The organism is Pararhizobium sp. DWP3-4 (genome assembly GCF_049898205.1).
Taxonomy (GTDB): Bacteria; Pseudomonadota; Alphaproteobacteria; order Rhizobiales; family Rhizobiaceae; genus Pararhizobium.
Genome location: NZ_JAFCXF010000007.1, coordinates 281685 through 294594, shown reverse-complemented (window position 1 = coordinate 294594; position 12910 = coordinate 281685). Strand labels below are relative to the sequence as shown.

The following is a 12910-nucleotide window of genomic DNA, read 5'->3' as shown; positions in this document are numbered from 1 at the left end:
TCTCCGGATTCTGACTCTATGAATTAATAGGCAATCAAGGACTGAACGGTGAACCAACCGCAACAGCCAATGTCCGACACGATCTATGCACTGTCTTCCGGCGCCTTGCCGGCCGGCGTGGCGGTTATTCGCGTCAGCGGGCCTCATACGTCAGAGGTGTTGAGGGAACTATGTGCTTGTGTGCCCTCGCCGCGCCAGGCTGTTTTGCGATCGATTCGCAATCGAAACGGTGATGTCTTGGATCAGGGCCTCATTCTGTATTTCAAGGCTCCGGCGTCGTTTACAGGAGAAGACTGCGCCGAACTGCAGGTTCACGGCGGCCGTGCCGTGGTCAATGCCATCCTTGCCGAACTTGGGGACATTCCAGGTTTGAGACATGCCGAAGCCGGCGAGTTTTCAAGGCGTGCTTTTCACAATGGTAAACTGGATCTTGTCGAGATCGAAGGTCTGGCGGATTTGATTTCTGCAGAAACCGAGATGCAGCGGCGGCTGGCGCAGGAACATTCCAGCGGGCATCTATCAAAGATCTACGAAGGATGGGCGCGCCGGCTGACCCACGCACGGGCGATGATCGAGGCGGAACTGGACTTTGCCGACGAAGACGATGTTCCAGGCTCCGTCGCCGAGAAGATCTGGGCGGATATGCGGACGTTGAAGGGCGAAATCTCGGAACATCTTGATGGCGCCGGCATTGCCGAGATCATCCGTGACGGCTTAAAGATCGTCATTGCCGGCGAGCCCAATGCTGGAAAGTCCAGCCTGCTCAACCATCTGGCACGCCGCGATATTGCCATCGTCACCGATATCGCCGGAACGACACGTGACATTCTGTCGGTCGATTTATCCTTAGCCGGATTCCGCGTTCAATTGTTCGATACAGCGGGCCTGCGGGAGACAGATGACAAAGTCGAGCAGGAAGGGATACGCCGCGCCTATCTTACAATTGATCAGGCCGACATCATCCTCTTGCTTTCGGATACGCCGGAAGGTTTCGTTGAACTTGGGACATCCCAGCCGGAAAAGCCGGTTATTCGGGTCGGTACCAAGATTGATCGGTCACCGCTTTTATGGGATAAGGCCAGCGTTGACGTGTTGGTGTCAACGGAGACCGGCGCTGGTATCGATCGCCTTCTGGACGTGCTCGTGGATCACCTGCCGGATCTGTCCGGTCAACATGCGTTGTCTCTACCGACACGCAAGCGGCATGTAAGTTGCCTGCAACAAACACGTGCAGCGATCGAGATGAGTTTGGCGCAATCAAATCGTGGACTTGATATTCAGGCTGAATATTTGCGGCAGGCGGGCGATGCCCTTGGACGCATTACCGGCCGGGTTGATGTCGAGGATTTGCTGGGTGTAATCTTTTCGGAATTTTGCATCGGCAAATGAGATGCAAATTCGAATACAACGCTTGCGAGTCCTGCGTGATGTTTCACGGAAACGATTCGCATCCGTAACACCGTGATGGAGACGGTTTAAAATGTTCGATTACGATGTCATTGTCATTGGCGGTGGCCATGCAGGGTGCGAGGCGGCCAGTGCCGCCGCTCGCATGGGCGCCAGAACGGCCTTGGTAACGCATAAGCGCGATACAATTGGCGTCATGTCTTGCAATCCAGCCATTGGTGGTTTGGGAAAGGGCCATCTCGTGCGCGAGATCGATGCGATGGATGGCCTGATGGGCCGCGTGGCTGATGCCGCCGGAATTCAGTTTCGCCTTCTCAATCGCCGGAAAGGCCCGGCCGTGCGTGGCCCTCGCACCCAGGCAGATCGCAAGCTCTATCGCGCGGCGATGCAATTGGAAATCCAGGCGATCGACAACCTCGATGTCATTGAGGGGGATGCGTTCGATCTCAAGCTCGAGGGTGGTCTCGTCAGTGGTATCATCCTCGCAGATGGCCGGGCGTTCTCCTGCCGCGCTGCGGTGCTGACGACCGGGACCTTCTTGCGCGGGCTTATCCATATCGGTCACCGCAAAATCCCTGCCGGCCGTGTTGGTGAAAATCCGTCGCTCGGATTATCGGGAACGCTCGAACGGTTTGGCTTGTCGCTTAGGAGATTGAAGACCGGTACCCCGGCACGCCTCGATGGCAAGACCATCGATTGGCAATCGGTCGGCCGTCAGGGTGCTGATGAAGACCCGGTCCCCTTCTCGTTCATGACCGATACCATCGCGAACCGGCAGATTGAATGTGGCGTAACGCGCACGACGGAAGCGACCCATAAGATCATCTCGGACAATCTCATGAAATCGGCCATGTATTCCGGACAGATCGAAGGTGTTGGCCCGCGATACTGCCCTTCGATCGAAGACAAGATCGTCAAGTTCGGCGAACGCGACGGCCACCAGATTTTTCTGGAGCCGGAAGGCCTGGATGACGACACGGTTTATCCCAACGGAATTTCGACCTCGCTGCCCGAGGACGTTCAGCAGGCCTTCATTCAAACAATTCCAGGACTAGAAAACGTCACAATCCTCCAGCCGGGCTATGCAATCGAATATGATCATGTCGATCCACGCGAATTGTCCCTGTCCTTGGAAGCTCGCAAGATCCCTGGCCTGTTTCTGGCGGGTCAGATCAACGGCACGACAGGGTATGAGGAAGCCGGCGCGCAGGGGCTGGTGGCCGGCCTGAATGCAGCCCTCCTCTGCGCGGGCAATGCACCGCATGTGTTTAGCCGCACCAATTCCTACATCGGGGTGATGATCGACGATCTTACCTCGCGTGGCGTAACAGAACCTTACCGGATGTTTACATCGCGTGCCGAGTACCGGCTATCACTGCGGGCGGACAATGCCGATGTCCGGCTGACGCCAGAAGCCATGGCACTCGGGTGCGTTTCAGCTGAGAGAACTGCGAAGTTCACCGCATGGGTTGATGATATCGACACTAAGAGGCAGCTGTTGAAGGCGCTGACTGTCACGCCGACGGAAGGCCGAAGCCATGGTTTGAAACTAAACCTCGATGGTCAGCGCCGGTCCGCGTTCGAGCTTCTCTCCTATGCCGACCATTCCATACAGTCGCTCAGCCTTGTTTGGCCGGAATTAGAAGGCATTGACAGCAAGCTAGCGGAGGCGCTTGAGATCGATGCCACCTATGCTGTTTATATGGACCGCCAGGCTTCGGACATTGCCAGCGTGCGCAGCGAGGAAAGCCGGGTCATTCCTGAGGATTTCGACTTTCAGGTCTTGTCTGGGCTTTCAAATGAGCTGAAGCATAAACTGCGCGTTGCCAAACCGCGCAATCTGGCGCAAGCCATGAAGGTAGACGGAATCACACCGTCCGCAATATCCCTGATCCTCGCGCATATGCGCAAGGGTAATCACAGCCAGACAGAGCATCTTAAGCAGGCGATTCAATGATTGCGAGTCCTACCCGTGAGCTGAACGGATTGCGTGTTTCACGTGAAACGTCAGAGAGGTTCGAACATTTTGCCGCCCTTTTCCAGAAATGGGCAAAGTCGATCAACCTCGTAGCGCCCTCCACACTCTCGGATTTATGGCAACGCCATATCGCCGACAGTGTTCAAATTTTTCAGCTGTCACCCGGTCCCAAACGATGGGTCGATCTCGGCAGCGGCGGCGGGTTCCCAGGAATCATCACTGCCATCCTTCTAGCCGAGCTAGCTGATGGATGGGTGCATCTGATCGAAAGCAACAATAAAAAGGCCGCGTTTCTGCGTGTTGCGCTGAGCGAAACCGGCGCGCGTGGCGCCGTCCACCCGATTCGAATCGAGGATGCGGCCAGTGTCATTCCCCAATGTGATGCGATCTCCGCCCGAGCCCTTGCCGATTTGAGCCAACTTCTTGATTATTGTGCGCCTTGGATGACGTCAGGCAACAAAGCACAGGCATTTTTCCATAAAGGCCGGGATTATCAGCAGGAAGTCGACAAAGCCGTTAGTCGGTTTCAGTTTGATCTGGTAAAACATGCAAGCGTCGTCGAGCCGGACTCTGTGGTTCTCGAAATCGCAAATCTTTCGCGGAAAATTCAATAACGGCGGAATGCGGCATGAGAAGCGAAAAGAACAGAATCATCACCATTGCCAATCAGAAGGGCGGCGTCGGAAAAACCACGACGGCTATCAACCTTGCAACCGCTTTGGCTGCCATCGGTGAAAACGTCCTGATCGTCGATCTGGATCCGCAGGGCAATGCGAGCACCGGCCTTGGCATCCAGCGCCGCGACCGCAAACTGTCCTCCTACGAGTTGATGATCGGTTCGCATAATATATCGGAAATCGTCCAGGATACGGTCGTTCCCAATCTCTCCATCGTGCCGTCGACCATGGATCTGCTCGGCGTCGAGATGGAAATTTCAGCCGCAAGCGACCGGGTATTCCGGCTGCGCAAGGCGCTGGCCTCGCCCGAGGCGCTCGCCTATTCCTACGTGCTTGTCGATTGCCCGCCGTCCTTCAATCTCCTGACCATGAACGCAATGGCCGCAGCGCATTCAGTCCTCGTGCCGCTGCAGTGCGAGTTCTTTGCCTTGGAAGGGTTGAGCCAACTGCTGGAGACCGTCGATCAGGTCCGCCGTTCGGTCAATCCGACCTTGGATATTCAGGGCATCGTTCTGACCATGTTCGATTCGCGCAACAATCTGGCGCAACAGGTGGTCAACGACGTACGGACTCATTTGGGTGAGAAGGTCTATCATACCCTGATCCCCCGCAATGTCAGGGTTTCGGAGGCACCTTCCTATGGCAAACCCGCCATCCTGTATGACCTGAAATGCGCCGGTAGCCAAGCCTACCTCCAGCTGGCATCCGAAGTGATTCAGCGTGAACGGCTGCGGAAGGCGGCCTGAGGCAATCGATTCGACATCGTAACGATAACTGTGAGTACCAACGATGAATGACGACAATTCAAGAAGAAGACTGGGGCGCGGTTTGGCGGCGTTGATCGGCGAGATGGATCAGCCACTCCAGGCGAGCAGCCCTGTAGCGCCTGTCAATGCCGACCGGCGCATTCCGATCGAGTTTGTCGCCCGCAACCCGCGCAATCCCCGCCGGACCTTCGACGAAGCCGAATTGCAGGATTTGGCAAGCTCTATCCGTCAGCATGGCATCGTCCAGCCCGTCGTCGTTCGCACGATCGCCGATCAACGCTATGAAATCATCGCCGGCGAGCGCCGCTGGCGTGCCGCCCAGTTGGCGGGCTTTACCGATATCCCCGTCATCGTCCGCGATGTCGACGACCGTACGGCCCTGGAAATCGCGATCGTCGAAAACGTTCAGCGTTCCGATCTCAATCCGCTGGAAGAAGCGCTGGGTTACGATCAGCTGATTGCAGAACACGGCTATACGCAGAACGATCTCGGCGAAATCATCGGCAAGAGTCGCAGCCATGTTGCCAATAGTCTGCGGCTGCTGAAGCTGCCGGAGCCTGTCAGGGACATGCTGTCGTCGGGAACCCTGTCGGCCGGTCATGCACGTGCGTTGATCCCGACCTCAGATCCCGTCACGCTGGCCCGCTCTATTATCGCCAAGGGGCTTTCGGTGCGCGATACCGAGCGGCTGGCCCAGAACGATATTCGCGCCCAGAACGATCCAAACTATGGCAAGCCCTCGCCCAAAGAGGAAAAGGACGCCGATACACTGGCGCTGGAGCGCACCCTCTCCGATAGTCTGGGGCTCGACGTCACCGTCAATCACAAGGCGTCGGGCGGACAGCTGCGGATTTCCTATAAGACGCTCGATCAGCTCGAAGAAATTTGCCGCCTGCTCGAACGGCGCTAATCCGATTCGGATCCGAAACAAATAGAAAAATATAATTATGTCAGGCAGATAAATTCTATCTGCGCGCTGATTGCAAGGTAATCGCCAGCAAGGTCTGCATGGCGATGCTGTCTTCAAGGCTCTGCCGCGTGCGGCTTTGCAGAATGGCCGCTTGCAGGCGGCCAAGTTCGCGCCGGATCGCCGTGAGCGTCCATGTCTTCAACGCAGCTTCGATCAAGGGCTTGCGGCGGAAATGCAGATGGCGGCCGAGCGTCGCCACGACCTGGCTGGGTTGCTGCCGTTTCTCGTCCATCTCAGCCCGCATCAGGTCGAGCAGTTGAAACTGCTTCAGGCAGGCCTGAAGCACCAGGAAGATAGCGGTCTTTGACGCCACGATCTTGCGGATGGCGTGCTGAAGACTGTCGGCATCGCCCTTGAGAACAGCATCGATCGCGTCGTCCACCGAAACGGCGCTAGCGTCACCGACGATTTCCATGACATGCTCTTCTTCGATCAAACTTATACCACGGCAATAGAGCGCCAGTTTGCGGATTTCGTTGCGCGAGGCGATCCGGTCGCCACCAAGCGCTTCATTGAGCCGCTCCCGCGCTGCCGGGGATATACGCAGGCCTTCCAGCCCAAGCTCCTGGTCGATAAGTGCATTCAGCGCCCGGGCGTCGTCGCTGTAGCAGGCAATCGATGTCACCGACCGGCTGGTTTCCCCGGTCTTGCGGAGGCCAGTGCCCTTTTTGAGATCCCCTGCCTCGATGATGACATAGCTCGCCTCCGGAGGCTGCTTTGATAGCAGGGCGAGGCTATCGACGAGTGTTTTCTCAGTCCCCGCCGCGCGGATCCAAACCAGTTTTTCGCCGCCGAACAGACCGATCGTATTGACTTCGTCCAGCAGCCGTCCCGGGCTGTGCTGGAGATCGGTGCCATCCAGCCGGATCAACGAAAATGGATCGTCCAATGCGACGCCGCTTTTGCCGGCGATTTGCGCCGCGCGTTCGGAAACCAGGCCGCGGTCAGGGCCGTAGATCAGATAGATACGATTGTCTCGCAGCGGGCGCTGCAGGAACTGATCGAATTCGTGCGATTTGATCTCGGTCATACCGCCACCTTAAGCTGCTGATCGTTCAGCGGCCGAGCGCCGCTGCAAGATCGGCTCGGATGATCTCGGCAAGTTCCCTGGCAGCCCGTTTTTCGCCATCGCGTCTGGCGCGAACCTTGGAAAACTCCTGGCCGGGAAAATCGACCAGCGAAACGGCACTGCGATTGCCGGAGCGAACGGTTTCACCCGTATCGGCGCGCGTCAAGTTATAGTCGGCCATGACCACAATGCGCGCGGCACTGGCCGTATCGGTATCGTCGTCAGTGGTATTCTGATCGTACAGAACGCCCTGAATCTCGCTTGTGACGTTCAGAGCCAGCTTGTATTGCGCGTTCTTCGGTTCGCCAGCGCCGCCAGATGTCAAGAAGATCAACGCATTGCGTACTTCCTGCTCGACACGGTCATCAGCCTCGGAAATCTCGATCGAGGCGAGCGCCTTTGCAGGCTTTCCCTGAGGCCCGTCCGAATAAAGTGGCTTGACCTGGCAGCCGGCGAGAACCGCGAGCGTGCTGAAAGCCAGAAGCTGCGCGTATCTTTGAGCTTTTTCAGACAACGACATTCACGATCCTCTGCGGCACGACGATGATCTTCTTAGGGCTTTGTCCGTTCAATGCGGTCTTGACGGGCTCAAGCGCCAGAACGGCGCTCTCGATTGCAGTCTGATCCGCATCGCGCGCAATTGTCAAATCAGCGCGCTTCTTGCCGTTGATTTGCACAGGCATCGTCACTTCGTTTTCGGCCACCAGCGCTTCTGAGTAGACTGGCCAAGCGGTCTGAGCGACCAGGCCTGTTCCGCCAATCTCCTGCCAGCACTGCTCGGCCAGATGCGGCATCATCGGGGCAACAAGACTGATCAGGATCGACACGGCATCCTTGACGGCAGCCGTCGTCGCTTGATCCGCCGTTCCGGCCGCAACCTGCGTCAGAGGATTGGCAAGGGCATTGACGAGCTCATAGAGCCGCGCCACGGCCTTGTTGAAGGCGAGCTTGTCATAATCCGCTTGAACGGCTTTCAGCGTCTTGTGGGCGAGCTGCGAGATCGCCAATGCCGAACCGCTCGACGCGGGCGTCGCTTCGCTCGCCTTCAGCGCGGTGGACGCTTCGGCGACCAGCCGCCACAGGCGCTGGACGAAACGATGGGCGCCTTCGACGCCGGCTTCCGACCAGATCACATCGCGATCGGGCGGCGAGTCCGAGAGAACGAAGAAGCGCGCGGTATCAGCGCCATAGGAGGCGATGATATCGTCGGGGTCGACAACGTTCTTCTTCGACTTCGACATTTTCTCAATCGAGCCGATAGTGATCGGCTCGCCGGTCTCGATCAGGGTCGCCTGCCGTTTGCCGTCATTCTCGACGATGATGATTTCAGCCGGCGTCACCCATTCGCGCTGAGCAACCTGCCCGCGGCTATAGGTTTCGTGCACGACCATGCCCTGCGTGAACAGGCCCTTGAAGGGCTCGTCGAGGCCGGCATGGCCGGTGGCCTTCATGGCCCGGGTGAAGAAGCGCGAATAGAGCAGATGCAGGATCGCATGCTCGATGCCGCCAATATACTGATCGACGGGCAGCCAATGATCGACCGCGGCCGGATTGGTCGGCGTCTTCTCCCAGGGTGCGGTGAAACGGGCGAAATACCAGGAGGAATCGACGAACGTATCCATCGTATCGGTTTCGCGGCGCGCGTCTTTGCCGCATTGCGGGCAGGATACGTGACGCCATGTCGGATGCCGGTCGAGCGGATTGCCCGGCTTGTCGAAGGTAACGTCGTCGGGAAGCTTGACCGGCAGGTCGGCTTTTGGCACCGGAATGACGCCGCAATCGTCGCAATGGATGACCGGGATCGGGCAGCCCCAATAGCGCTGGCGGGAAATACCCCAGTCGCGCAGACGGAAATTGACCTTGCGCTCAGCCTGCGGTGCATTGCCGATCGAGGCTTGCTCCAGAGCCGAGGCTACGTTTTCAAAGGCTTCTTCAATTGTCAGGCCGTCGAGATGGCGCGAATTGATCATCACGCCATCGCCGACATAGGCCTCATCGCCAATGGCAAAGCTCGCGGCGTCGCCGTCTTTCGGCATCACCACGGCAACGACCGGCAGGCCGTACTTGCGGGCGAAGTCGAGGTCGCGCTGGTCGCCCGACGGGCAGCCGAAGATCGCGCCGGTGCCATAGTCCATCAGCACGAAATTGGCGACGTAGACGGGGAGTTCCCAGCTTGGATCGAGCGGATGCTTGACGCGAATGCCGGTGTCGATGCCCTTCTTCTCGGCCGTCTCCAGCGCTGCCAACGACGTGCCGGCGCGGCGGGTTTCCTCGCAGAAGGTTTCGATGTCCGGGTTGCCTGCAGCCGCCTGGCGGGCCAGCGGATGATCGGCGGCAATCGCCAGGAACGACGCGCCAAACAGCGTATCCGGGCGCGTCGTGTAGACAGCGACCTCGGTGGCATCAGCCGCACCCGTATCCGGAACGATTTCCCAGCGGATCGTCAGGCCTTCGGAGCGGCCGATCCAGTTCTTCTGCATCAGACGGACCTTTTCCGGCCACTGATCCAGCGTGTCGAGCGAATCGAGCAGGTCCTGGTTGAAATCGGTGATGCGGAAGAACCATTGCGTCAATTCGCGCTGTTCCACCAGGGCACCGGAACGCCAGCCGCGGCCGTCGATCACCTGTTCGTTGGCCAGAACGGTGTTGTCCACCGGGTCCCAGTTGACCTTCGATTGCTTGCGGTACACCAGGCCCTTCTCCAGGAAATCCAGAAACAGGTGCTGCTGGTGCTGGTAATATTCGACGTCGCAGGTGGCGAACTCGCGCGACCAGTCGAGCGACAGGCCCATCACCTTCAACTGCGCCTTCATCGTGGCGATATTCTGATAGGTCCAGGCGGCCGGGTGCACGCCGCGCTCCATGGCGGCATTTTCGGCCGGCATGCCGAAAGCGTCCCAACCCATCGGATGCAGGACGTTATAGCCGCGGGCGCGCTTGTAGCGTGCGACGACATCACCCATGGCGTAATTGCGCACATGGCCCATATGGATCCGGCCCGACGGATAGGGAAACATTTCGAGCACGTAATATTTTTCACGCGGGTCGTCATTGTCGGTGGTGAAGACGTTGTTCCGGTCCCATTCCTGTTGCCAGCGGGGTTCAGAATCGCGCGGATTGTAACGTTCGGTAGCCATATGATCGATGTTCCGGAAAATTGGCGAGGGGAAATCAGTCCCCTGGATATTTGGCGTGACCTTCACCATGAAACAAGCGTAGCGTCAAGTTTTGGAAGGCTTTGAGGCAAAACTTTCAGGCGTTTGGCTGGCATCGGGTGATTACCACTTGGCAGTCCCATTCAGTTTGACTATTGCGCCCTTCAGGCCGGAACGTGATGGAGATGATGGCGATGAGAGTGGAAGAACGGTTGAATGATGTCCTGAGCCGGATTCGCGCTGCGGAGGATGCCGCTGATCGTCCCTCCTGCGCCACAGCGCTTGTTGCGGTCTCCAAAACCTTCGATGCCGCAGCGATCGGTCCAGTGATCGCGACGGGGCAGCGGATTTTCGGCGAAAACCGCGTTCAGGAAGCGCAGGGGAAGTGGCCGGAGCTGAAAGCGGAATCCGCTGATATTGAGCTTCATCTGATTGGCCCGCTGCAATCCAATAAAGCAGCGGATGCTGTGGCTCTGTTCGACGTTATCGAGACCATTGATCGTGAAAAGATTGCCCGCGCCGTTGCTGCGGAAATCGCCCGGCAGAGCAAGCCCGTTCGCCTTTATGTCCAGGTCAATACAGGGCTTGAGCCGCAAAAGGCAGGGATCGCACCGGATGATACGGTGGCTTTTGTCACATTGTGCCGTGAGACAATCGGCATTCCAGTCGAGGGACTGATGTGCATCCCGCCGGCGGATGAAAATGCCGGTCCGCATTTTGCGCTACTTGCCAAGCTTGCCGCACGCTGCGGTCTGAAAAAACTCTCCATGGGCATGTCCGGCGATTTCGATATTGCCGTGCAGTTCGGCGCCACCAGCGTTCGCGTCGGCTCGGCGATCTTTGGAACGCGCTGACCTTCCGGCCCTCAAAAGGGTCTAACCCTTTGGTCTGGCTTCTCCGGGCGCCGTCAATCTCCTATGGTCCTTTCCGGAGGCCGGGTTCGCCCGGTATGGAGTGGAGGAGACGGCAATGGCAAGCAGCTATTCCGGCGTTTACGATGCGTGGAAACAGAATCCGGAAGCCTTCTGGGCTGACGCGGCCCGGGAGATCGCCTGGTTCCGGCCGTTCGATCAGGTTTTCGATCCCGGCCAGGGCGTTTACGGCCGCTGGTTTCCCGGCGGCCAAACCAATACCTGTTTCAATTGCCTGGATCGCCAGGTTGCGGCGGGGCTCGGCGATCAGAACGCCTTGATTTACGACAGCCCGGTGACCGGCACTATCGAGCATTGGACCTACCGCGCGATGCTGGATGAAGTCGTCGCGCTTGCGTCGGTCTATCGCGATCTGGGCATCGCCAAGGGCGATCGGATCATCATCTATATGCCGATGATCCCGCAGGCTGTGTTCGCCATGCTGGCCGCGGCCCGCATCGGTGCCGTTCACTCCGTCGTCTTCGGTGGTTTCGCGGCGAGCGAACTGGCGACGCGCATCACCGACTGCGAGGCAAAACTGGTCGTCTCGGCCAGTTGCGGCATCGAAGGCGGAAAAACGATCGCTTATAAACCCTTGCTCGACGCGGCCATCGAGATCAGCCCGCATAAGCCGGCTCACTGCCTTGTTTTCCAGCGGGAAGCGCTGACATCCGATCTGCTGGCTGGCCGCGATATCGACTTTGCCGCAGCTATCGCCTCAGCAAAACAGCGAGGCGTTACCATCCCCTGCACCCCGGTTCTGGCAACCGATCCGCTCTATATCCTCTATACGTCGGGAACCACCGGCCAGCCGAAGGGGGTGGTGCGCGACAATGGCGGCCACATGGTCGCGCTCAAATGGTCGATGCAGCATTTCTTCGGCATAAGGCCGGGTGAAGTCTTCTGGGCAGCGTCCGATATCGGCTGGGTGGTCGGTCACTGCTACATCGTCTACGGCCCGCTGCTGAATGGCAGCACCGCAATTCTGTATGAGGGAAAGCCGGTCGGCACGCCCGATGCCGCCGCCTATTGGCGGGTAATAGAACAGCATGGCGTCACCACGCTGTTCACCGCCCCAACCGCCTTTCGTGCCATCCGCAAGGAGGATCCGCAAGGCGATCTCATCCGCCACCATGACCTGTCGAAATTCAGGGCGCTGTTTCTTGCCGGGGAGCGTGCCGATCCGGACACGGTGGTCTGGGCCGAAGACAAGCTCGGTGTTCCCGTCATCGATAACTGGTGGCAGACGGAAACCGGCTGGCCGGTTGCCGGAAATCCGATCGGGCTGGGTCTGCTGCCGGTCAAGTATGGCTCCGCCGCCGTGCCCTTGCCGGGATATGATGTCCAGGTGCTCGATGATGCCGGCCATCCCGTCGATTCCGGAATGCTCGGCAATGTCGTCATCAAGTTGCCGATGCCGCCAGGCTGCCTGCCGACATTCTGGAACGCCGATCAGCGGTTTCGCGACACCTGCCTTGCCGAGTTCCCCGGCTACTATCGCACCGCAGACGCCGGCTATATCGACGAGGACGGCTACATCTTCATCATGTCGCGAACCGACGACATCATCAATGTCGCCGGCCATCGCCTGTCCACCGGAGCGATGGAGGAAATCTGCGCCAGCCATGCCGATGTCGCCGAATGCGCCGTCATCGGCATCGCCGATCCCATCAAGGGCCAGGTGCCCGCCGGCTTTCTGGTGATCAATGCCAATGTTTCCCGTGAAACAGGAGATATCGAGAGGGAGGTTATCGCATTGGTACGCGACCGCATCGGGCCTGTCGCCGCGTTCAAGACGGCACTCTGCGTCAAGCGCCTGCCCAAGACGCGATCCGGCAAGATTTTGCGCGGCACCATGCAGAAAATCGCTGATCGAGAGGACTGGAAGATGCCGGCAACGATCGACGATCCGGCTGTGCTCGACGAAATCGCGGTGGCTCTGCGGACGCGCGGGATTGGCGTGTAATCTGCCTTGG

General features: G+C 58.6%; 10 protein-coding genes. 7 read left to right on the top strand and 3 right to left on the bottom strand.

The genetic code is table 11. From position 1 onward, the window contains the following. The first annotated feature begins 69 nt into the window (after positions 1–69). The 5 genes from mnmE to ACP7E6_RS19790 all read left to right on the top strand — a co-directional run bounded on the left by mnmE (position 70) and on the right by ACP7E6_RS19790 (position 5739). Positions 70–1389, top strand: a complete 1320-nt coding sequence (gene mnmE, locus ACP7E6_RS19810; protein ID WP_426231422.1) for a tRNA uridine-5-carboxymethylaminomethyl(34) synthesis GTPase MnmE — start codon at positions 70–72, stop codon at positions 1387–1389. Between the two features lie 91 nt (positions 1390–1480). Then, the gene (gene mnmG / locus ACP7E6_RS19805) at positions 1481–3364 is read left to right on the top strand and encodes a tRNA uridine-5-carboxymethylaminomethyl(34) synthesis enzyme MnmG (protein ID WP_426231421.1); all 1884 of its coding nucleotides are present in this window, start codon (positions 1481–1483) and stop codon (positions 3362–3364) included. After that, entirely contained in the window at positions 3361–3999 is a 639-nt protein-coding gene (rsmG, locus tag ACP7E6_RS19800) for a 16S rRNA (guanine(527)-N(7))-methyltransferase RsmG (RefSeq protein WP_426231420.1), read from the top strand. Before mnmG ends, rsmG begins: the two co-directional genes overlap by 4 nt. 14 nt (positions 4000–4013) lie before the next feature. After that, complete coding sequence (locus ACP7E6_RS19795; RefSeq protein ID WP_426231419.1) at positions 4014–4808, top strand: ParA family protein; 795 nt, start codon at positions 4014–4016, stop codon at positions 4806–4808. A 43-nt stretch (positions 4809–4851) separates the two neighbouring features. Further along, the gene (locus ACP7E6_RS19790) at positions 4852–5739 is read left to right on the top strand and encodes a ParB/RepB/Spo0J family partition protein (RefSeq protein ID WP_426231418.1); all 888 of its coding nucleotides are present in this window, start codon (positions 4852–4854) and stop codon (positions 5737–5739) included. A 55-nt stretch (positions 5740–5794) separates the two neighbouring features. Here ACP7E6_RS19790 and holA read toward each other — a convergent pair whose 3' ends face one another. The 3 genes from holA to leuS are packed head-to-tail and all read right to left on the bottom strand — an operon-like array spanning position 5795 to position 10005. Then, entirely contained in the window at positions 5795–6829 is a 1035-nt protein-coding gene (gene holA / locus ACP7E6_RS19785) for a DNA polymerase III subunit delta (RefSeq protein ID WP_426231417.1), read from the bottom strand. A gap of 25 nt (positions 6830–6854) precedes the next feature. Next, positions 6855–7388 carry an LPS assembly lipoprotein LptE gene (gene lptE / locus ACP7E6_RS19780; RefSeq protein WP_426231416.1) on the bottom strand — a complete coding sequence of 178 codons (534 nt, stop codon included), beginning with the start codon at positions 7386–7388 and terminating at the stop codon, positions 6855–6857. Beyond that, positions 7375–10005, bottom strand: coding sequence for a leucine--tRNA ligase (leuS, locus tag ACP7E6_RS19775; protein WP_426231415.1), 2631 nt, complete (start codon positions 10003–10005; stop codon positions 7375–7377). The genes lptE and leuS overlap by 14 nt, the downstream gene beginning before the upstream one ends. Before the next feature lie 212 nt (positions 10006–10217). On the opposite strand from leuS, the gene ACP7E6_RS19770 reads away from it, so the two are divergent. After that, positions 10218–10877, top strand: a complete 660-nt coding sequence (locus tag ACP7E6_RS19770) for a YggS family pyridoxal phosphate-dependent enzyme (RefSeq protein ID WP_426231414.1) — start codon at positions 10218–10220, stop codon at positions 10875–10877. Positions 10878–10992: 115 nt separating this feature from the next. Then, the gene (locus tag ACP7E6_RS19765) at positions 10993–12900 is read left to right on the top strand and encodes a propionyl-CoA synthetase (protein WP_426231413.1); all 1908 of its coding nucleotides are present in this window, start codon (positions 10993–10995) and stop codon (positions 12898–12900) included. Positions 12901–12910: the final 10 nt, after the last annotated feature.

Coding starts and splice junctions, on each gene's coding strand:
- mnmG (WP_426231421.1), top strand. CDS start 1,481: ATGTTCGATTACGATGTCATTGTCATTGGCGGTGGCCATGCAGGGTGC.
- ACP7E6_RS19795 (WP_426231419.1), top strand. CDS start 4,014: ATGAGAAGCGAAAAGAACAGAATCATCACCATTGCCAATCAGAAGGGC.
- ACP7E6_RS19765 (WP_426231413.1), top strand. CDS start 10,993: ATGGCAAGCAGCTATTCCGGCGTTTACGATGCGTGGAAACAGAATCCG.
- rsmG (WP_426231420.1), top strand. CDS start 3,361: ATGATTGCGAGTCCTACCCGTGAGCTGAACGGATTGCGTGTTTCACGT.
- mnmE (WP_426231422.1), top strand. CDS start 70: ATGTCCGACACGATCTATGCACTGTCTTCCGGCGCCTTGCCGGCCGGC.
- holA (WP_426231417.1), bottom strand. CDS start 6,829: ATGACCGAGATCAAATCGCACGAATTCGATCAGTTCCTGCAGCGCCCG.
- leuS (WP_426231415.1), bottom strand. CDS start 10,005: ATGGCTACCGAACGTTACAATCCGCGCGATTCTGAACCCCGCTGGCAA.
- lptE (WP_426231416.1), bottom strand. CDS start 7,388: ATGTCGTTGTCTGAAAAAGCTCAAAGATACGCGCAGCTTCTGGCTTTC.
- ACP7E6_RS19770 (WP_426231414.1), top strand. CDS start 10,218: ATGAGAGTGGAAGAACGGTTGAATGATGTCCTGAGCCGGATTCGCGCT.
- ACP7E6_RS19790 (WP_426231418.1), top strand. CDS start 4,852: ATGAATGACGACAATTCAAGAAGAAGACTGGGGCGCGGTTTGGCGGCG.